18 protein-coding genes are annotated in these 20,072 nt (G+C 65.8%); 17 read left to right on the top strand and 1 reads right to left on the bottom strand.

Going from position 1 to position 20,072, the window contains the following annotated elements:
- From VAPA_RS17825 to VAPA_RS17765, 13 genes are read left to right on the top strand one after another with little or no spacing between them, the layout of a single operon-like run.
- Complete coding sequence (locus tag VAPA_RS17825; RefSeq protein ID WP_021008160.1) at positions 1 to 549, top strand: NADH-quinone oxidoreductase subunit NuoE family protein; 549 nt, start codon at positions 1 to 3, stop codon at positions 547 to 549.
- Positions 549 to 1,889, top strand: a complete 1,341-nt coding sequence (nuoF, locus tag VAPA_RS17820) for an NADH-quinone oxidoreductase subunit NuoF (protein WP_021008159.1) — start codon at positions 549 to 551, stop codon at positions 1,887 to 1,889. Before VAPA_RS17825 ends, nuoF begins: the two co-directional genes overlap by 1 nt.
- 20 nt (positions 1,890 to 1,909) lie before the next feature.
- Entirely contained in the window at positions 1,910 to 4,072 is a 2,163-nt protein-coding gene (gene nuoG / locus VAPA_RS17815; protein WP_021008158.1) for an NADH-quinone oxidoreductase subunit NuoG, read from the top strand.
- Positions 4,069 to 5,145, top strand: coding sequence for an NADH-quinone oxidoreductase subunit NuoH (gene nuoH, locus VAPA_RS17810; RefSeq protein ID WP_021008157.1), 1,077 nt, complete (start codon positions 4,069 to 4,071; stop codon positions 5,143 to 5,145). Before nuoG ends, nuoH begins: the two co-directional genes overlap by 4 nt.
- A 17-nt stretch (positions 5,146 to 5,162) precedes the next feature.
- Positions 5,163 to 5,708, top strand: a complete 546-nt coding sequence (gene nuoI, locus VAPA_RS17805; protein ID WP_012748599.1) for an NADH-quinone oxidoreductase subunit NuoI — start codon at positions 5,163 to 5,165, stop codon at positions 5,706 to 5,708.
- Positions 5,709 to 5,746: 38 nt separating this feature from the next.
- Positions 5,747 to 6,406 carry an NADH-quinone oxidoreductase subunit J gene (locus VAPA_RS17800; protein WP_021008156.1) on the top strand — a complete coding sequence of 220 codons (660 nt, stop codon included), beginning with the start codon at positions 5,747 to 5,749 and terminating at the stop codon, positions 6,404 to 6,406.
- The gene (gene nuoK, locus VAPA_RS17795; RefSeq protein WP_012748597.1) at positions 6,403 to 6,711 is read left to right on the top strand and encodes an NADH-quinone oxidoreductase subunit NuoK; all 309 of its coding nucleotides are present in this window, start codon (positions 6,403 to 6,405) and stop codon (positions 6,709 to 6,711) included. Before VAPA_RS17800 ends, nuoK begins: the two co-directional genes overlap by 4 nt.
- 7 nt (positions 6,712 to 6,718) lie before the next feature.
- Positions 6,719 to 8,752, top strand: coding sequence for an NADH-quinone oxidoreductase subunit L (gene nuoL, locus VAPA_RS17790; RefSeq protein WP_021008155.1), 2,034 nt, complete (start codon positions 6,719 to 6,721; stop codon positions 8,750 to 8,752).
- 24 nt (positions 8,753 to 8,776) lie between these two features.
- On the top strand, positions 8,777 to 10,252 hold the full coding sequence (locus tag VAPA_RS17785; RefSeq protein WP_021008154.1) for an NADH-quinone oxidoreductase subunit M: 1,476 nt from the start codon (positions 8,777 to 8,779) through the stop codon (positions 10,250 to 10,252).
- Between the two features lie 24 nt (positions 10,253 to 10,276).
- A complete protein-coding gene (nuoN, locus tag VAPA_RS17780; RefSeq protein WP_021008153.1) occupies positions 10,277 to 11,764 on the top strand; it encodes an NADH-quinone oxidoreductase subunit NuoN in 1,488 nt (495 codons plus the stop codon).
- A gap of 15 nt (positions 11,765 to 11,779) precedes the next feature.
- Positions 11,780 to 12,088 (top strand): DUF2818 family protein, encoded by a 309-nt coding sequence (locus tag VAPA_RS17775; protein WP_041946152.1) that lies wholly within the window; start codon positions 11,780 to 11,782, stop codon positions 12,086 to 12,088.
- A gap of 5 nt (positions 12,089 to 12,093) precedes the next feature.
- On the top strand, positions 12,094 to 12,699 hold the full coding sequence (locus tag VAPA_RS17770) for an NUDIX domain-containing protein (protein ID WP_413470471.1): 606 nt from the start codon (positions 12,094 to 12,096) through the stop codon (positions 12,697 to 12,699).
- 7 nt (positions 12,700 to 12,706) lie between these two features.
- On the top strand, positions 12,707 to 13,183 hold the full coding sequence (locus tag VAPA_RS17765; RefSeq protein WP_021008150.1) for a DUF1178 family protein: 477 nt from the start codon (positions 12,707 to 12,709) through the stop codon (positions 13,181 to 13,183).
- A gap of 15 nt (positions 13,184 to 13,198) precedes the next feature.
- On the opposite strand, the gene VAPA_RS17760 is transcribed toward VAPA_RS17765, so the two are convergent.
- A complete protein-coding gene (locus VAPA_RS17760; protein WP_021008149.1) occupies positions 13,199 to 14,983 on the bottom strand; it encodes an ABC transporter transmembrane domain-containing protein in 1,785 nt (594 codons plus the stop codon).
- 76 nt (positions 14,984 to 15,059) lie between these two features.
- Here VAPA_RS17760 and VAPA_RS17755 point away from each other — a divergent pair, with 76 nt between their 5' ends.
- The 4 genes from VAPA_RS17755 to VAPA_RS17740 are packed head-to-tail and all read left to right on the top strand — an operon-like array spanning position 15,060 to position 20,057.
- On the top strand, positions 15,060 to 15,596 hold the full coding sequence (locus tag VAPA_RS17755) for a MarR family winged helix-turn-helix transcriptional regulator (RefSeq protein ID WP_021008148.1): 537 nt from the start codon (positions 15,060 to 15,062) through the stop codon (positions 15,594 to 15,596).
- Positions 15,589 to 17,073 carry an efflux transporter outer membrane subunit gene (locus tag VAPA_RS17750; protein WP_021008147.1) on the top strand — a complete coding sequence of 495 codons (1,485 nt, stop codon included), beginning with the start codon at positions 15,589 to 15,591 and terminating at the stop codon, positions 17,071 to 17,073. Before VAPA_RS17755 ends, VAPA_RS17750 begins: the two co-directional genes overlap by 8 nt.
- Positions 17,074 to 17,111: 38 nt before the next feature.
- Positions 17,112 to 18,464, top strand: a complete 1,353-nt coding sequence (locus VAPA_RS17745; protein ID WP_021008146.1) for an efflux RND transporter periplasmic adaptor subunit — start codon at positions 17,112 to 17,114, stop codon at positions 18,462 to 18,464.
- 30 nt (positions 18,465 to 18,494) lie between these two features.
- Positions 18,495 to 20,057 carry a DHA2 family efflux MFS transporter permease subunit gene (locus tag VAPA_RS17740; RefSeq protein WP_021008145.1) on the top strand — a complete coding sequence of 521 codons (1,563 nt, stop codon included), beginning with the start codon at positions 18,495 to 18,497 and terminating at the stop codon, positions 20,055 to 20,057.
- Positions 20,058 to 20,072: the final 15 nt, after the last annotated feature.

Below are 20,072 nucleotides of genomic sequence, written 5' to 3'. Positions count from 1 at the left end.
ATGACGACTTCCTCGACCCACCATGACACGGCGCCCTCGGCGCCTTCTGCTCCTCTGAAGCCTGCGATTCTCGAGCGCTTTGCGCGCGAAGTCGCCAAATACCCCGAAGCGGGCAAGCAGTCGGCCGTGATGGCCTGCCTGGCCATCGTCCAGCAGGACGAAGGCTTCATCAGCATGCAGCGCGAGCGCGAGATCGCCGAGTACCTTGGCATGGCGCCGATCGCCGTGCATGAGGTCACGACCTTCTACAACATGTACAACCAGCACCCGGTGGGCAAGTTCAAGCTCAACGTGTGCACCAACCTGCCGTGCCAGCTGCGCGACGGCGTCACTGCGCTGGTTCACCTAGAGAAGAAGCTCGGCATCAAGATGGGCGAGACCACGGCCGACGGCATGTTCACGCTGCAGCAGAGCGAATGCCTGGGCGCCTGCGCCGATTCGCCCGTGATGCTGGTCAACGACCGCACGATGTGCAGCTTCATGAGCAACGAGAAGCTCGACCAGCTCATCGACGGGCTGCGCGGCTCCGCCAAAGGGGAGGCTGCCTGATGTCACCCGAACAAGTGCTCCAGCAATTCCAGGCCACGGGCGTCCAGACCTGTTTCCATGGCCGCCACATCGAGCCGCAGATCTATGCGGGCCTCGACGGCACCAACTGGCGCCTGGCCGACTACGAAGCGCGCGGCGGCTACAAGGCGCTGCGCAAGATCCTCACCGAGGGCCTCACGCCCGACCAGGTGATCGCCGAAGTCAAGGCCTCGGGCCTTCGCGGCCGCGGCGGCGCGGGCTTCCCGACGGGCCTGAAGTGGAGCTTCATGCCCCGCCAGTTCCCGGGCCAGAAGTACCTCGTCTGCAATTCGGACGAAGGCGAGCCGGGCACGTGCAAGGACCGCGACATCCTGCAATTCAACCCGCACATCGTGATCGAAGGCATGGCCATCGCCGCGTATGCGATGGGCATCAGCGTGGGCTACAACTACATCCACGGCGAGATCTTCCAGAGCTACGACCGCTTCGAGGAAGCCCTCGAAGAAGCGCGCGCCGCCGGCTACCTCGGCGACAAGATCATGGGCAGCACGTACAACTTCCAGTTGCACGCCGCCCACGGCTTCGGCGCCTACATCTGCGGCGAGGAAACCGCGCTGCTCGAATCGCTCGAAGGCAAGAAGGGCCAGCCGCGCTTCAAGCCGCCGTTCCCGGCGAGCTTCGGCCTCTACGGCAAGCCCACCACCATCAACAACACCGAGACCTTCGCGGCGGTGCCCTGGATCATCAACAACGGCGGTCCGGCGTATCTCGAATGCGGCAAGCCGAACAACGGCGGCACCAAGATCTATTCGGTGAGCGGCGACGTCGAGCTGCCGGGCAACTACGAAGTGCCCATGGGCACGCCGTTCTCCAAGCTGCTCGAGCTGTGCGGCGGCGTTCGCAAGGGTCGCACGCTCAAGGCCGTGATCCCTGGCGGATCATCGTCTCCGGTGCTGCCCGCTTCCATCATGATGGAATGCACGATGGACTACGACTCCATCGCCAAGGCCGGCTCCATGCTGGGCTCGGGCGCGGTGATCGTCATGGACGACAGCCGCTCGATGGTCGAGTCGCTGCGGCGCCTCTCGTACTTCTACATGCACGAGTCCTGCGGCCAGTGCACGCCGTGCCGCGAAGGCACGGGCTGGCTGTACCGCGTGGTGGACCGCATCCACAACGGGCAGGGCAGGGCGTCGGACATGGACCTGCTCAACTCCGTGGCAGACAACATCCAGGGCCGCACGATCTGCGCCCTCGGCGACGCGGCGGCCATGCCGGTGCGCGCCATGATCAAGCACTTCCGTCACGAGTTCGAGGCCCTGATCCCGGGCTACGTCCCGAAGGCACCGGTCCAAGCCTGAGCGCGAGAAGAAACATACTCATGATCGAAATCGAACTCGACGGCAAGAAGGTCGAAGTGACCGAAGGCAGCATGGTGATGCATGCGGCCGACAAGGCGGGCACCTACATCCCGCACTTCTGCTATCACAAGAAGCTCAGCATCGCGGCCAACTGCCGCATGTGCCTGGTCGACGTGGAAAAGGCGCCCAAGCCGATGCCGGCCTGCGCCACGCCCGTCACGCAGGGCATGATCGTTCGCACCAAGAGCGAAAAGGCCATCAAGGCCCAGCAGTCCGTCATGGAGTTCCTGCTGATCAACCACCCGCTGGACTGCCCGATCTGCGACCAGGGCGGCGAGTGCCAGCTGCAGGACCTGGCCGTGGGCTACGGCGGTTCTTCTTCGCGCTACGAAGAAGAAAAGCGCGTCGTCTTCCACAAGGACGTCGGTCCGCTGATCAGCATGGAAGAAATGAGCCGCTGCATCCATTGCACGCGCTGCGTCCGCTTCGGCCAGGAAGTGGCCGGCGTGATGGAGCTCGGCATGACCCAGCGCGGCGAGCACTCCGAAATCGAAACCTTCCTCGGCGATTCGGTCGATTCCGAACTGTCGGGCAACATGATCGACATCTGCCCGGTCGGCGCGCTCACGAGCAAGCCGTTCCGCTACAGCGCCCGCACCTGGGAGCTGTCGCGCCGCAAGTCGGTGAGCCCGCACGACTCCACCGGTTCCAACCTGATCGTCCAGGTCAAGAACAACCGCGTGATGCGCGTGGTGCCGCTCGAGAACGAAGAAGTCAACGAGTGCTGGATCGCCGACCGCGACCGCTTCTCGTACGAAGCCCTCAACGGCCCCGAGCGCCTCACGCAGCCCATGCTCAAGCAGGGCGGCCAATGGCATCAGGTCGACTGGCAGACCGCGCTCGAATACGTGGCCAACGGCCTGAAGCAGATCAAGGCCGACCACGGTGCGCAAAGCATCGGCACGCTGGTGAGCCCGCACAGCACGCTCGAAGAGCTGCAGCTGGCCGCCATGCTCACGCGTGAACTCGGCAGCGACAACATCGACTACCGCCTGCGCAACGCCGAATTCACGGCGTTCGAAGGCGTGCGCTGGCTCGGCACCTCGATCGCATCGCTCACGCAGTTGCAGCGTGCGCTGGTCGTCGGTTCGAACCTGCGCAAGGACCACCCGCTGTTCGCGCAGCGCATCCGCCAGGCCGTGCGCAAGGGCGCCGCGCTGTCGGTGATCACCTCGGCCGGCCTGATGGCCGACCGCGACGCGTGGGCCATCACCGTGGCGCAATCGACCATCGTCGAAGCCGACCAGTGGGTCGAGGCACTCGCTGCCGTCGCTGCCGCCATCGGTAAGACCAACGGCGCGACCGCGCCGCTGGCACCGCAGAACGAGCCCGACGCCGCCGCGCTAGCCATCGCAACCTCGCTGCTGAACGGGGAGCGCAAGGCCATCCTGCTTGGCAATGCCGCCGCCCATCACGCGCAAGCCAGCTGCCTGCTGGCCCTTGCAAACTGGATCGGCGCACAGACCGGCGCCACCGTCGGCTACCTGACCGAAGCCGCCAACACCGTGGGCGCGCAGCTCGTCGGCGCGTTCCCGAAGAACGGCGGCCTCGATGCCGGCCGCATGCTGGCCGCGGGCTCGGGCCTCAAGGCCGTGCTGCTGCTCAATACCGAGCCGGTGTTCGACTCGGCCGCGGGCGCCGCAGCCGCCGACGTCATCGGCAATGCGCAGATGGTCGTCACGCTGAGCCCCTTCAAGGCCAACCTCGAGTTCAGCGACGTGCTGCTGCCCATCGCGCCATTCACCGAAACGCCGGGCACCTTCGTCAATGCCGAAGGCCGCGTGCAAGGTTTCCATGCCGTCGTGAAGCCGCAAGGCGAGGCGCGTCCGGCCTGGAAGGTGTTGCGCGTGCTGGCCAACCTGCTCGGCCTGCCGGGCTTTGCATTCGAATCGACCGCTGACGTGCTGCGCACCATCGGCGACAACGGCAGCGTGCCGGCCCATGCGCTGAACAACGCCACCGCCGCCAATGCCGTTGCTTCCAGCGGCGCCGTGGCCGCGCCTGTGGTCGCGAGCGTCTATCAACTCGACTCGATCGTGCGCCGCGCACCGTCGCTGCAACTCACCGCCGATGCACGCAACGCATCGGCTGCTCCGGCCCGTGCCGAGGAGGCATTGGCATGATCGACGCAGTGCATTCGTTTGGCCAGGGACTGGTCCACGCGGGCTGGTGGACGGCCATCGCTTGGCCGGTGATCTGGACGCTGATCAAGATCATCGTGGTCGTGCTTCCGCTGATGGGAGCCGTGGCCTACCTCACGCTGTGGGAGCGCAAGGCCATCGGCTTCACGCAGATCCGCATCGGCCCGAACCGCATCGGCCCGCTGGGCCTGCTGCAGCCCATTGCAGACGCGCTCAAGCTGATGACCAAGGAAATCATTCTTCCGACGGTCGCCAACAAGGGCCTGTTCCTGCTCGGCCCGATCATGACCATCATGCCGGCGCTCGTCGCATGGGTCGTGATTCCCTTCGGGCCCGACGTGGCGCTGGCCAACATCAACGCCGGCCTGCTGTTCGTGATGGCCATCACCTCGCTCGAGGTCTATGGCGTGATCATCGCGGGCTGGGCTTCCAATTCGAAATACGCCTTCCTGGGCGCACTGCGCGCCTCGGCGCAGATGGTGAGCTACGAGATCGCGATGGGCTTCTGCTTCGTCGTGGTGCTGATGGTCTCGGCCAGCCTGAACATGACCGACATCGTGACAGGGCAGGGCAAGGGCACCTTCGCATCGATGGGCATCGGGTTCCTGTCCTGGAACTGGCTGTCGCTGCTGCCGATCTTCGTCGTCTACTTCATCTCGGGCCTGGCTGAAACCAACCGCCACCCCTTCGACGTGGTCGAAGGCGAGTCCGAAATCGTTGCGGGCCACATGATCGAGTACTCGGGCATGAGCTTCGCGATGTTCTTCCTGGCCGAGTACGCCAACATGTGGCTGGTCTCGATCCTGTGCACCGTGCTGTTCCTCGGCGGATGGCTGCCGCCGTTCGAGTTCCTGAGCTTCATTCCGGGCTGGATCTGGCTCGGCGCCAAGACCTTCTGCGTGGTCACCATGTTCCTGTGGGTCCGATCCACCTTCCCGCGCTTCCGCTATGACCAGATCATGCGGCTCGGCTGGAAGATCTTCATTCCGGTCACGCTCGTGTGGCTGGTCGTGGTCGGTGCCTGGATGCAGACCCCGTTCAACATCTGGAAATAACTGGAAGCGCCAACATCATGACTGCTGCGCATACCGCCGGCGCGCTCGCGCGCCCTTCCAAGCTCGCGTCCGCGCCGTTCTCGCTCAAGGACTTCCTGGGCAGCTTCATGCTGTTCGAGTTGTTCAAGGGCCTGGCCATCACCGGCAAGTACGCCTTCGCCCGCAAGATCACGGTGCAGTTTCCCGAAGAGAAGACGCCGCTGTCGCCGCGCTTTCGCGGCCTGCACGCGCTGCGCCGCTATGAGAACGGTGAAGAGCGCTGCATTGCCTGCAAGCTCTGCGAAGCCGTGTGCCCGGCGCTGGCCATCACCATCGAATCCGATGTGCGCGACGACGGCTCGCGCCGCACCACGCGCTACGACATCGACTTGACCAAGTGCATCTTCTGCGGCTTCTGCGAAGAGAGCTGCCCGGTCGATTCGATCGTCGAGACCCACATCTTCGAATACCACGGCGAAAAGCGCGGCGACCTGTACTTCACCAAGGACATGCTCCTGGCCGTGGGCGATCGCTACGAAAAAGAAATTGCAGCGAACAAGGCGGCCGACGCCAAGTACCGCTGATCACGCTCAGTCCGAACCCCGTACCAATTCGAATTCCAATGGACGTCAAGACCGGTCTGTTCTATCTCTTTGCCGCGGTGCTGCTGTTCGCAGCCTTCCGCGTCATCACCGCCCGCAATCCCGTGTACGCCGCGCTGTACCTGGTGCTGGCCTTCTTCCAGGCTTCGGCGATCTGGCTTTTGCTGCGCGCCGAATTCCTGGCGATCGCGCTCGTGCTCGTCTACGTCGGGGCGGTGATGGTGCTGTTCCTGTTCGTCGTGATGATGCTGGACATCAACGTCGACGGCCTGCGGCAGGGCTTCTGGAAGCACTTCCCGCTGGCAGCTGGCGTGGGGGCGCTCATTGCGCTCGAAATGGCTGCCGTGCTGATGGGCGGCTTCCGCCTGGCGGAGGCACCGCGCGCCGCGGCCGCCATGGCAGCCAACAGCTCGAACACGCTCGAGCTCGGCAAGCTGCTGTATTCCGAGTACCTGTATCCGCTCGAAATCGCGGCCGTCATCCTGCTCGTGGCCATCGTGGCCGCCATTGCGCTGACGCTGCGCACCCGCAAGGACAGCAAGTACGTCAACCCGTCCGACCAGGTGCGCGTGAAGGCGCGAGACCGCGTGCGCATCGTGCAGATGCCGGTCACGCGCGCCGCCGAGCCCGTGGTGGAAGCACCCGCAGACGCAGCGGCGGCAAAGGAAAACAAGGCATGACGCTCACGCTCGGACACTTTCTATCACTCGGCGCCATGCTCTTTGCGCTCTCGGTGATCGGCATTTTCCTGAACCGCAAGAACCTCATCGTGCTGCTGATGGCCATCGAGTTGATGCTGCTCGCGGTGAACATGAATTTCGTGGCGTTCTCGTACTACCTGGGCGACATGCACGGCCAGATCTTCGTGTTCTTCATCCTGACGGTGGCTGCGGCCGAGTCGGCCATCGGCCTCGCGCTGCTGGTCCTGCTGTTCCGCAACAAGTCGAACATCAACGTGGACGAACTCAACTCGCTCAAGGGTTGAAAGCAACATGAGCGCAACCCTTTCCGCATCCACCCTGCTGGCCGTACCGCTGGCGCCCCTGGTCGGCGCTGTCGTCGCCGGCCTGTTCGGCACCAAGTTCGGCGGCAACCACATCGGCCGCAAGGTCACGCATTCGCTGACCATCCTCGGTGTGTTCGTCGCCTTCGTCATCTCGGCAATGACGCTCAAGAGCGTGGTGGCCGACGGCGCCCGCTTCAACGCCACCCTCTACGAATGGATGGTGGTGGGCGGCCTGAAGATGGAAGTCGGCTTCCTGGTCGACGGCCTCACGGCCATGATGATGTGCGTGGTGAGCTTCGTCTCGCTGATGGTGCACATCTACACCATCGGCTACATGGAAGAAGACGAGGGCTACAACCGCTTCTTCGCGTACATATCGCTGTTCACCTTCTCGATGCTGATGCTCGTCATGAGCAACAACATGCTCCAGCTGTTCTTCGGCTGGGAAGCGGTGGGCCTGGTGTCGTACCTGCTGATCGGCTTCTGGTTCAACAAGCCGACCGCCATCTTCGCGAACATGAAGGCCTTCATCGTCAACCGCGTGGGCGACTTCGGCTTCATCCTCGGCATCGGCCTGATCGCCGCCTACGCCGGCACGCTGAACTACGGCGAAGCCTTCGCCAAGGCCAACACGCTGGCCGGCATCACCTTCCCCGGCACCGAGTGGATGCTGGTGACCGTGATCTGCATCTGCCTGTTCATCGGTGCCATGGGCAAGAGCGCGCAGTTCCCGCTGCACGTGTGGCTGCCCGACTCGATGGAAGGCCCGACGCCCATCTCCGCGCTGATCCATGCCGCGACCATGGTCACGGCCGGCATCTTCATGGTGGCGCGCATGTCGCCGCTGTTCGAGCTCAGCGACACGGCCCTGAGCTTCGTGCTGGTGATCGGTGCCATCACGGCGCTGTTCATGGGCTTCCTGGGCATCATCCAGAACGACATCAAGCGCGTGGTTGCGTACTCGACGCTCTCGCAGCTCGGCTACATGACGGTGGCGCTGGGTGCCTCGGCCTACTCGGTCGCGGTGTTCCACCTGATGACGCACGCGTTCTTCAAGGCCCTGCTGTTCCTTGGCGCGGGTTCGGTGATCATCGGCATGCACCACAACCAGGACATCCGCTGGATGGGCGGCGTGCGCAAGTACATGCCGATCACCTGGATCACCTCGCTGCTGGGTTCGCTCGCGCTGATCGGCACGCCGTTCTTCGCGGGCTTCTACTCGAAGGACAGCATCATCGAGGCGGTGCACGAAAGCCACCTGTGGGGCGCGCAGTTCGCCTACTACGCGGTGCTGGCCGGTGTGTTCGTCACGGCGTTCTATTCGTTCCGCATGTACTTCCTGGTGTTCCACGGCAAGGAGCGCTACGACCTGAATCCCGACAAGCACCACCATGCGTCGGACGAGGAGCCCGACCACGGCCATCACGCCAACCACTCCACGCCGCACGAGTCGCCTTGGGTGGTCTGGGTGCCGCTGGTGCTGCTGGCCATTCCCTCGGTCGTGATCGGCTACCTGACCATCGATCCCATGCTCTACGGCGAATTCTTCAAGGACGCGATCTTCGTCGACGCCGGCAAGCACCACGCGATGAAGGAAATGGCCGAGGCCTTCCACGGCCCGATGGCCATGGCCCTGCACGGCCTGACCGCCGCGCCGTTCTGGCTGGCGCTGGCGGGCGTGGTGCTGTCGTACTACATGTACATGGTGAACCCGGCGCTGCCGGCTGCGATCAAGCGCGCCTTCGGCCCGGTCTATCGCCTGCTCGACAACAAGTACTACCTCGACTGGATCAACGAGAACATCGTTGCCCGCGGTGCGCGTGCCTTCGGCACCGGCCTGTGGAAGGGCGGCGACCAGGCGCTGATCGACGGCGCCGTGGTCAACGGCTCGTGGAAGCTCGTGGGCCGCATCTCGGGTGCGGTGCGCTGGCTGCAGTCGGGCTACATCTATCACTACGCCTTCGCGATGCTGCTCGGCATCTTCATCCTGATGACGTACTTCGTCTGGTTCAAGCGCTGAGCCAAGCGCTGGAGAAAAACAAAAATGGGTTTGTTGAGCCTTGCCATCTGGGTGCCGATCGCATTCGGTGTCGCGTTGCTGGCGTTCGGCCGTGACGAGCATGCCAGGGGCGTGCGCTGGGTCGCGCTGGTCGGCGCGATCGTGAGTTTCCTGGTGACCGTACCGCTTTACACGGGCTTCCAGAACGGCACCGCCGCGATGCAGTTCGTTGAGAAGGCCGGCTGGATCGCGCGTTTCAATGTCAACTATCACCTGGGCATTGACGGTCTGTCGCTCTGGCTGGTGCTGTTGACTTCGTTCACTACCGTGGTGGTCGTGATCTCGGCCTGGGAAGTGATCACCGAGCGCGTCAACCAGTACATGGCCGCGTTCCTGATTCTCTCGGGCTTCATGATCGGCGTGTTCGCCGCGCTCGACGGCATCCTGTTCTACGTGTTCTTCGAAGCCACGCTGATTCCGATGTATCTCATCATCGGCATCTGGGGCGGCCCGAACAAGATCTACGCGGCGTTCAAGTTCTTCATCTACACCCTGCTCGGCTCGCTGCTGATGCTGGTGGCGCTGATCTACCTGTACAACAAGTCGGGCGGCAGCTTCGACATCCTGAGCTGGCACAAGCTGCCGCTGGGCTCGACGGCGCAGACCTTCCTGTTCTTCGCGTTCTTTGCCGCCTTTGCCGTCAAGGTGCCGATGTGGCCGGTCCACACCTGGCTGCCGGACGTGCACGTGGAGGCGCCGACCGGCGGTTCGGCCGTGCTGGCGGCCATCATGCTGAAGCTCGGGGCCTACGGCTTCCTGCGCTTCTCGATGCCGATCGCGCCCGACGCCTCGCACGAATGGGCCTGGCTCATGATCGCGCTGTCGCTGATTGCGGTGATCTACGTCGGCCTGGTGGCGCTGGTGCAGGAAGACATGAAGAAGCTCGTGGCTTACTCGTCGGTCGCCCACATGGGCTTCGTGACGCTCGGCTTCTTCATCTTCAACGAGCTGGGCGTGTCCGGCGGCATCGTGCAGATGATTGCCCACGGATTCGTGTCGGGCGCCATGTTCCTTGGCATCGGCGTGCTCTACGACCGCGTGCATTCGCGCCAGATCGCCGACTACGGCGGCGTGGTCAACACCATGCCCAAGTTCGCCGCGTTCGCGCTGCTGTTCGCTATGGCCAATTGCGGCCTGCCGGGCACTGCCGGTTTCGTGGGCGAGTGGATGGTCATCCTGGGTGCGGTCAAGTTCAACTTCTGGATCGGCCTGGGGGCGGCCACGGCGCTGATCTTCGGCGCCGCCTACACCCTCTGGATGTACAAGCGCGTGTACCTGGGCCCGGTCGGCAACGACCACGTCAAGGAACTCTCCGACATCAATGCCCGCGAGTTCCTGATGCTGTCGCTGCTGGCCATTGCCGTGCTGTGGATGGGCATCTATCCGAAGCCGTTCACCGATGTGATGGATGTTTCCGTGACGGAGCTCCTGCGCCATGTGGCAACGTCGAAACTGCCCTGATTCCACGCTGAAGAAGAGAACGAGATGATTGACAAACTCAGCTGGGTCGCGATCTACCCCGAAATCGTGCTGCTGGTCATGGCCTGCATCATTGCGCTGGTCGACCTGTCGACCACCGACGCCCGCCGCACGCGCACCTACGTCCTGACGCTGCTCACGCTGGCCGTGGTGGCCGTGCTGACCGGCCTTGCCGCCAACGAGGGCAAGACGGCCTACGGCTTCGGCGGCATGGTCGTGAGCGATCCCATGGGCAACTGGCTCAAGTGCTTTGCCACCGTGGCCCTGATGGTCACGCTGGTCTACGGCCGGCCCTATGCGGCGGACCGCGACATGCTGCGCGGCGGCGAAATGTTCACCATCGGCATGTTCGCGCTGCTGGGCATGTTCGTGATGATCTCGGGCAGCAACTTCCTGCTGATCTACCTGGGGCTCGAGCTGCTCACGCTGTCGAGCTACGCGCTGGTGGCGCTGCGCCGCGACAATGCGGTGGCCAGCGAAGCGGCCATGAAGTACTTCGTGCTCGGCGCCATGGCCAGCGGCTTCCTGCTCTACGGCCTGTCGATGCTGTACGGCGCGACCGGTTCGCTCGACGTCAACGAAGTTTTCAAGATCATCGCCAGCGGCAAGGTGAATCACCAGGTGCTGGTGTTCGGCCTCGTGTTCATCGTTGCGGGCCTGGCCTTCAAGGTAGGCGCGGCGCCTTTCCACATGTGGGTGCCCGACGTGTACCAGGGCGCTCCGACGGCAGTCACGCTGCTGATCGGCGCGGCGCCCGAGCTGGCCGCCTTTGCCATCATCATCCGCCTGCTGGTGGAAGGGCTGCTGCCGCTGGCCATCGACTGGCAGCAGATGCTGGCGTTGCTGGCCATTGCCTCGCTGCTGGTGGGCAACCTGGCCGCCATCGCGCAGACCAACCTGAAGCGCATGCTGGCCTATTCGACCATTGCGCAGATGGGCTTCATGCTGCTCGGCCTGGTGGCGGGCGTGGTCAACGGCAACACCTACAACGCACAGTTCGCCTACAGCGCCTCGATGTTCTACATCGTGACTTATGTGCTGACCACGCTGGCGAGCTTCGGCATCATCCTGCTGCTGGCGCGCGAGGGTTTCGAAAGCGAAGAGATCACGGACCTGGCCGGCCTGAACCAGCGCAGCCCGCTGTACGCCGGCGTGATGGCCATCGCCATGTTCTCGCTCGCGGGCCTGCCGCCGCTGGTCGGGTTCTACGCCAAGCTGGCGGTCCTGCAGGCGCTGATCGCCTCGGGCCAGGCGCTCTACATCGGGCTGGCCGTGTTCGCGGTGATCACGTCGCTGATCGGCGCCTTCTACTACCTGCGCGTGGTCAAGGTCATGTACTTCGACGCTCCGGTCACGGCCAGCACCGTGTCGGCGCCGCGCGACGTGCGCACCGTGCTGTCGATCAACGGCCTGCTGATTCTCGTGCTGGGCATCGTTCCCGGCGGCCTCATGACGCTGTGCGCCAAGGCCATCGTGGCCACGCTGGCGAACTGACCCGGCCTGCCCACGGTGTCGCAAACCGCATCGGTCTGGGTCGTTCTCCTGGTGGCGCTGGTGGCGGCCAACCTGCCGTTCTTCAACGACCGGCTGTTTGGCGTCGTTCCCCTGGCCACGCACCCCAAGCCGCTGGCGGTGCGGCTTGCCGAACTGGTGGCGCTGTATTTCGCCGCGGGCGGCGTGGGTTTGCTGTTCGAAAGCCGGGCAGGGCAGATTGCCCCGCAGGGCTGGGAGTTCTATGCGGTGACCGGTGCGCTTTTCATCGTGCTGGCCTTTCCAGGGTTTACCTGGCGCTACCTCATGAAGCACAGGCACGGATGACCGACATGACTTCTCCCATCGCCGATTCGCACCTGAAGGAAGAACGCACGGCCAGCGAGCTCCTGGTCAAGGGCAATTTCCTCCAGGTCTGCCGCGACACCGTGCGCCTGCCCGACGGCCACACCGCCACGCGCGAGTACGTGATCCACCCGGGCGCGGTGGTGGTGATTCCGCTGCTCGACGACGGCCGCGTGGTGCTGGAGCGGCAGTACCGCTATCCGGTCGGGCATGTGATGGTCGAGTTTCCGGCCGGCAAGCTCGATGCGGGGGAAGATCCACTCGTCTGCGGCCAGCGCGAGCTGCTCGAGGAAACCGGCTACACCGCGGGCGAGTGGGCGTATGCCGGCGCCATGCACCTGGCCGTGGCGTATTCCACCGAGATCATCCACATCTACTTTGCGCGCGGCCTTTCGCTCGGCAAGCGGCAGCTCGACCACGGCGAGTTTCTCGACGTGTTCACGGCCACGCCGGCAGAAGTTGCGCTCTGGTGCCGCGACGGCACGCTCACCGATGCCAAGTCGCTGACCTGCACGCTCTGGCTGCAGAACGTCCTTTCGGGCGCATGGGCACTCGATTGGCAAGCCACCGCTTCGCAAGGCGGCGCGGGATAATCCGCGCATGAAGGTTCTCGATCTCCGCTGTTCGCATGGCCACGGCTTCGAAGGCTGGTTCGCGTCCAATGAAGCCTTCGAAACTCAGCTTGCTGCCGGACTGGTCGAATGTCCGGTGTGTGCCGACACGCGCATCGTCAAGCTGTTGAGCGCGCCGCGCCTGAACCTGGGCAACGCGAAGGCGCCGGCGGAGGCCGCCGCAGCGGCATCGTCATCGGCATCTCCGGCGCCCGCCAAGGCCCAGGCACCGGCCGAACTGTCTCCGGAGGCCCGCTGGATGCGCGCCGTGCGCGAGGTTCTCGCAAAGACCGAGGACGTGGGCGACCGTTTTGCCGACGAGGCGCGCAGGATGCACTACGGCGAAGCCGAAGAACGCGGGATCCGCGGTCAGGCGACCCGCGAGCAGACCGAGGCACTGCTCGAAGAGGGCATTCCGGTGCTGCCGCTGGCCATCCCCGCGGCGCTCAAGGAAACGCTGCAGTGACAGCCTGCCGCGGGTTCAGGCAGTGAACTGGAGGGCGGCCAGGCGAGCATAGACCCCGCCTTGCGCCACCAGCGTGGCATGCGTTCCCTGTTCGACGATGCCGCCATGGTCCAGCACCACGATGCGGTCGGCTTTCTGAACGGTGGCCAGGCGGTGCGCAATCACGAGCGTGGTCCGGCCTTCCATGGCCGATTCGAGCGCCGCCTGCACCATGCGCTCGCTCTCCGCGTCGAGCGCGCTGGTGGCCTCGTCGAGCAGCAGGAGCGGCGGGTTCTTGAGAATGGCGCGCGCAATCGCGATGCGCTGGCGCTGTCCGCCCGACAGGCGCACCCCCCGTTCGCCGAGGAAAGTGTCGTAGCCCTCGGGCAGCGCCTGCAGGAAATCGTGCGCAAAGGCGGCGCGGGCGGCGGCATGCACCTCGTCGGCACTCGCGTCGGGGCGGCCGTAGCGGATGTTCTCGAGAGCGCTGGCCGAGAAGATCACGGCGTCCTGCGGCACCAGGCCGATGCGGGTGCGCAGGTCGGGCAGCGCGAGCGAGGCCAGCGGGGTGCCGTCGAGCAGCAGCCGGCCCGACTGCGGATCGTAATAGCGCAGCAGCAGCAGGAACACCGTGCTCTTGCCGGCGCCGCTCGACCCCACCAGGGCCACCGTTTCGCCGGGGGCGATGTCGAGGCTGAAGTTCTTCAGCGCCGGTGTGCCGGGCCGCGAGGGGTAGTGGAAAGTCACCGCCTCGAGCTTGACGGCGCTGCCCGCCACGGGGACGCGTGCAGCCGCCGGATTCGGCGGTGAAACGATCGCCGCCGGGGCATGCAGCAGCTCCATCAGGCGCTCGGTCGCGCCGGCAGCGCGCAGCAGGTCGCCATACACCTCGCCAAGCACGGCGGTCGCACTCGCAAGAATGGCCACGTAGACCACGGTCTGGCCCAGGTGGCCGGCCGTGATGTCGCCGCGCAGCACGGCCTGCGTGCCCTGGTAGAGGCCCCAGAGCAGCGCCGCCGAGGTGGCGATGATGATGAAGGCCACCAGCACCGAACGCGCCTTGGTGCGGCGCACAGCGGTTCGAAAGGCATTTTCGGTCGAGGCATTGAAGCGGCCGGCCTCGCGCGATTCGGCCGTGTAGCTCTGCACGACCGGGATCGCGTTGAGCACCTCGGCCGCGATGGCACTGGAATCGGCCACCCGGTCCTGGCTCGCACGCGAGAGCTTGCGCACGCGCCGTCCGAACCACATGCTCGGCAGCACCACCAGCACCAGGATGCCCAGCACCTGGACCATCACATAAGGATTGGTCCAGATCAGCACCGCCAGCGCGCCCACGCCCATGACGGCATTGCGCAGGCCCATGCTCAGGGACGAGCCGACCACGGTCTGCACCAGCGTGGTGTCGGCCGTGAGGCGCGACAGCACTTCGCCGGTCTGCGTGGTTTCGAAGAACGCCGGGCTCTGGCGCAGCACGTGGCCGTAGACGGCGTTGCGCAGATCGGCCGTGACGCGTTCGCCGAGCCAGCTCACCGTATAGAAGCGCGCGGCCGAAAAGAGGCCGAGCGCCACGGCCACGGCAAAGAGGGCGCCGAAGTGCTCGCGCAGCGCCATGGTCTGCGCGCCCTTGTCGGCACTCACCAGTCCACCGTCGATCAGGCTGCGCAGCGCCAGCGGAAACACGAGCGTGGTGACGGCGGCCATCACCAGAAAAATGCCCGCCAGCACGATCTGGACGCGGTAGGGCCGAAGAAAAGGGCTCAGGCCCGACAGCGATCGGGGCGAGCCCTTGGCCGGTGAAGACGGAGGGGAAGAAGCCATGGCGCGGATTCTACCGACCCTTGCCGCCGCAAAGGCAGTCTTGACAATAATTGCCGAGGCAATTAATATTTCGTCCATGAGCGATGCAGACAGTCCGAAAGTCCCGCCGGCCCCCGGCGACACCGAGCGTCGGCCGGCCGATTTCTACCGCGCCGAAACCTACAAGGCCGAGGAAAGCATCGGGTATTTGATGCGCCGCATCCTGAGTGCGGTGGCCCAGGCGGTAGAAACCCGCATGTGCGAGCCCGGCGGCCCCACCTTTCCTCAATGGCTGCCGCTGTACAAGCTGCACGTCGGCGCAGCCACCACGGTGGCCGAACTTGCCCGGGCCTGCGAGCTCGACGCTGGTGCCATGACGCGCCTGCTCGACCGTCTTGAGGCCAAGGGCCTGTGCCGCCGCGTGCGCTCGCTGGAAGACCGCCGCGTGGTCAACATCGAGCTCACCGAAGAAGGCCGTGCCGCCGCCCAGGAAGTGCCGTACGTGCTGAGCCGCGTGCAGAACGAGCACCTGGCGGGTTTCACCAAGGAAGAGTGGGAGCAGCTCAAGGGCTACCTGCGCCGCATCCTCGACAACGCACAGGCCCTTGCGGCTCGTGGAGATAAGAATGACTGAATCCCTTGCCGTGCGCGCCGTGCGCCGCACTCCCGTGGTTGCCGCCGTGCTGCTGATGGCCGCGCTGGCCGGTTGCGCCGACATGGCCGGCATCGGCTCGCAGGCCAGGCTGCGCGATGCCTCGTCGCTCGGCATTGCCGCGGACCGCAGCGCGGCCGCCGTGCCGGGCGTCGAGCGCCAATGGTGGCTGGCTTTTGGCGACGCGCAGCTCAACGCGCTGATCGACCAGGCCGTGGCCGGCAACCCGAACCTGCAGGTTGCACGTGCGCGGCTCGTGCGCGCGCAGGCTTCCGCGGACATCGCCGAGTCGGCGCTGAAGCCCAAGGTCAATGGCGAACTCGACCTGAACCGCCAGAAGTTCAACAGCAACTACATCTATCCCGAGCCGCTCGGCGGCTCGACGCAGAACATCGGCTTGCTGCAGCTCGGCGCGAGTTGGGAGCTCGACTTCTTCGGCAAGAACCGCACGGCGCTCGAAGCCGCCATCGGCAGCGCCAACGCCGCGGCAGCCGATGCCGATGCCGCGCGCGTGCTGCTGGCCAGCAACGTGGCGCGCAGCTACTTCCAGTGGGCGCGCCTGAACGAACAGCTCGGCGTGGCCCGGCGCACGCTGGCCCAGCGCGAGGAAACGCTCAAGCTGGTGCGCGACCGCGTGTCCGCCGGCCTCGACACCCGCCTCGAACTGCGCCAGAGCGAGGGCGGTCTGCCCGAAGCGCGCCAGCAGATCGAGGCACTCAACGAGCAGATCGCGCTGCAGCAGCATGCGCTCGACGCACTCGTGGGCCAGCCCGACATCTCTGCATCGCTCAGGCCGCCGATGCTGGAGGCCGTCAAGCCGATCGCCCTGCAAGCCAGCATTCCGGCCGACCTGCTGGGCCGCCGCGCCGACATCGCCGCCGCGCGCTGGCGCGTCGAGGCTGCCACCAGCGACGTGGCCAATGCCAGGACCCAGTTCTATCCGAACGTGAACCTCACGGCCTTCGTCGGCTTCCAGAGCCTGGGTTTCGGCAAGCTGCTCAAGTCGGGTAGCGAGCAGTGGGGCGTGGGCCCCGCGATCCATCTGCCGATCTTCGAGGGCGGCCGGCTGCGCGCCAACCTGCGCGGCAAGGCGGCCGATCTGGATGCCGCGATCGAGAGCTACAACGCCACCGTGCTGGATGCGGTGCATGACGCGGCCGACCAAGTGTCGAGCGCACAGTCGATCACGCGGCAGCAGGCCGAGCAGCGCGCCGCGCAGACCGCCGCCGAAGGCGCCTACGACATCGCCGTGCAGCGCTACCGCGCGGGCCTGGGCAACTACCTCAACGTGCTGACCGCCGAAACCGCCGTGCTCGCGCAGCGCCGGCTGGCGGTCGATCTTGCCGCGCGCGCACTCGACACGCAGGTGGGCCTGGCGCGCGCGCTCGGCGGCGGCTGGCAGCCGCCGGCAACCGCCACGGCCAGGGCCACGGCGCCCGCTTCGCCTGCATTGAACTGAACTGAACCGGCTTTTTCGTCTTCGGAAAGAACTTCATCATGAGCGACAACAACACTCCGACGCCCGCTGCCCCTGCAGCCTCCACTGCAACCGAAGCACCCGCCGGCAACGGCAAGCGCCGCCGCGCGATGACCGCGCTGGCGGCCGTGGTGATCGTCGCCGGCGGCGGCTGGGGCCTCTACGAATGGCTGGTGGCCAGCCACTACGAGGACACCGACAACGCCTACGTGCAGGGCAACGTGATCCAGATCACGCCGCAGATCGGCGGCACCGTCATGGCCATCAATGCCGACGACACCGACTTCGTGAAGGCCGGCCAGCCGCTGGTGCAGCTGGATCCCGCCGATGCGAAGGTGGCGCTCGAGCAGGCTGAAGCCGCGCTCGCGCAGGCCGTGCGCCAGGTGCGCACGCTCTACGCCAACAACGGCTCGCTCGCGGCGCAGGTCACGCTGCGCCAGGCCGACATCGTCAAGGCGCAGAGCGACATCGCCAAGGCGCAGGACGACCTGCAGCGCCGCCGTGCGCTGTCGGGCAACGGCGCGGTCTCGAAGGAAGAACTCAACCATGCCGAGACGGCGCTCGACAACGCGAAGAGCCAGCTCGCCGCCGCGCAGGCCGGCGTGGTGGCCGCGCGCGAAGCGCTGGCAAGCAACCAGTCGCTGACCGAAGGCACCAGCGTGGCCCAGCACCCGAGCGTGCAGGCCGCTGCCGCCAAGGTGCGCGAAGCCTACCTGGCCACGCAGCGCGTGGCCATGCCGGCGCCGGTCGACGGCTACGTCGCCAAGCGCACAGTGCAGCTCGGCCAGCGCGTGGCGGCCGGCACGCCGATGATGTCGATCGTGCCGCTGAACCAGCTGTGGGTCGACGCCAACTTCAAGGAAGTGCAGCTGCGCAACATCCGCATCGACCAGCCCGTGAAGCTCAGGGCCGACGTCTACGGCAAGAAGGTGGAATACACCGGCAAGGTCGCGGGCCTGGGCGTGGGCACCGGCAGCGCCTTTGCACTGCTGCCGGCGCAGAACGCCACCGGCAACTGGATCAAGGTGGTGCAGCGCGTGCCCGTGCGCATCGCGCTCGACCCCGAGCAGCTCAAGGCCAACCCGCTGCGCATCGGCCTCTCGATGGATGCCGAGATCGACATCTCGCAGAAGAGCGGCAAGATGCTGGCCGACGCGCCGCGCGCCACCGCCATTTCGCAGACGCAGGTCTACAGCAAGCTCGACCACGGCGCCGATGCCGAAGTCGACCGCATCGTGGCCGCGAATCTCGGCCGCGGCGCGCCGACGGCCGCAGCGGCACCGGTGCCGGCGCCGGCGGCAGGCCGCTCCGCCACGCCCGCAGCAACTACCGGAACCGCGGCACACGGCGCTTCGCAGTCCCATCCCGGCTGATCGCCGTTCCCGGTTTCCGAGGCAAAGCCAATGGCCACTGCTGCTCCTGCTTATGTAGCGCATCCGCCGCTCGAGGGCGCTGCCCGCGTCTGGGGCACGATCGCGCTGTCGGCCGCCACCTTCATGAACGTGCTCGACTCGTCGATCGCGAACGTGTCGCTGCCGGCCATTTCGGGTGACCTGGGCGTGAGCACCACGCAAGGCACCTGGGTCATCACCAGCTTCGCGGTGGCCAACGCCATCGCGGTGCCGCTCACGGGTTTCATGACGCAGCGCTTCGGACAGGTGCGGCTCTTCATGGCGAGCGTGATCCTGTTCATGGTCGCCTCGCTGCTGTGCGGCCTGGCGCCGAACATGACCACGTTGATCCTGTTCCGGGCACTTCAGGGCTTCGTCGCGGGGCCGATGATTCCGCTGTCGCAGACGTTGCTGCTGTCGAGCTATCCGCGCGCCAAGGCGGGCCTCGCGATGGCGATGTGGTCGATGACCACGCTGGTCGCGCCGGTGATGGGACCGCTCCTGGGCGGCTGGATCACCGACAACATCTCATGGCCGTGGATCTTCTACATCAACATCCCGGTCGGCATCGTCGCGGCCGCGATCACCTGGGCGCTCTACCGCAAGCGCGAGAGCACCACGCACAAGGTGCCGATCGATGCCATCGGCCTGGCGCTTCTGGTGCTGTGGGTCGGCTCGATGCAGCTGATGCTCGACAAGGGCAAGGAGCTCGACTGGTTCCACTCGCCCGAGATCGTCACGATGGCGGTGATCGCCGTGGTCGGCTTCGCGTTCTTCCTGATCTGGGAGCTGACCGACAAGCATCCGGTGGTCGACCTGTCGCTCTTCAAGCGCCGCAACTTCTGGTCGGGCGCCGTGGCCACGGCCGTGGCCTATGGCCTGTTCTTCGGCAACGTGGTGCTGCTGCCGCTGTGGCTGCAGCAATGGATGGGCTACACCGCCACGCAGGCCGGCATGATCATGGCGCCGGTGGGACTGCTGGCCATCTTCTTCTCGCCGGTGGTCGGGCTCACGGTGGCCAAGATCGATCCGCGGCGCTACGCCACGTTCTCGTTCCTGGTGTTTGCGCTGGTGCTGTGGATGCGGTCGAACTTCAACACGCAGGCCGACTTCGTGACGATCATCATCCCGACGATCATCCAGGGCATTGCGATGGCGTTCTTCTTCATCCCGCTCGTGACCATCACGCTCTCGGGCCTCACGCCCGACCGCATACCGGCCGCGTCGGGGCTGTCGAACTTCCTGCGGATCACCGCGGGCGCCATGGGCACGTCGATCACCACCACGCTGTGGGAGAACCGCGCGGCGCTGCACCACTCGCAGCTCGCGGAGTCGGTGAACCAGGGCAACAACGCGGCGACCAGCGCGATGTCGGGGCTTGCGAGCAGCGGCTTGAGCACCGAGCAGGTGATGGGCCAGATCAACCGGATCGTCGACCAGCAGTCGTTCATGCTGGCCACGAACGACATCTTCTATGCGTCGGCGATCCTGTTCCTGCTGCTGATTCCGCTGGTGTGGCTGGCAAGGCCGCAGCGCGGCGGCGCGGGAGGCGACGCGGCCGCCGGGGCCCATTGAGGGCACGTGTTGCTC

This window comes from Variovorax paradoxus B4 (genome assembly GCF_000463015.1).
GTDB classification, from domain to species: domain Bacteria; phylum Pseudomonadota; class Gammaproteobacteria; order Burkholderiales; family Burkholderiaceae_C; genus Variovorax; species Variovorax paradoxus_E.
This window is presented reverse-complemented; position numbering and strand designations above follow the sequence as displayed.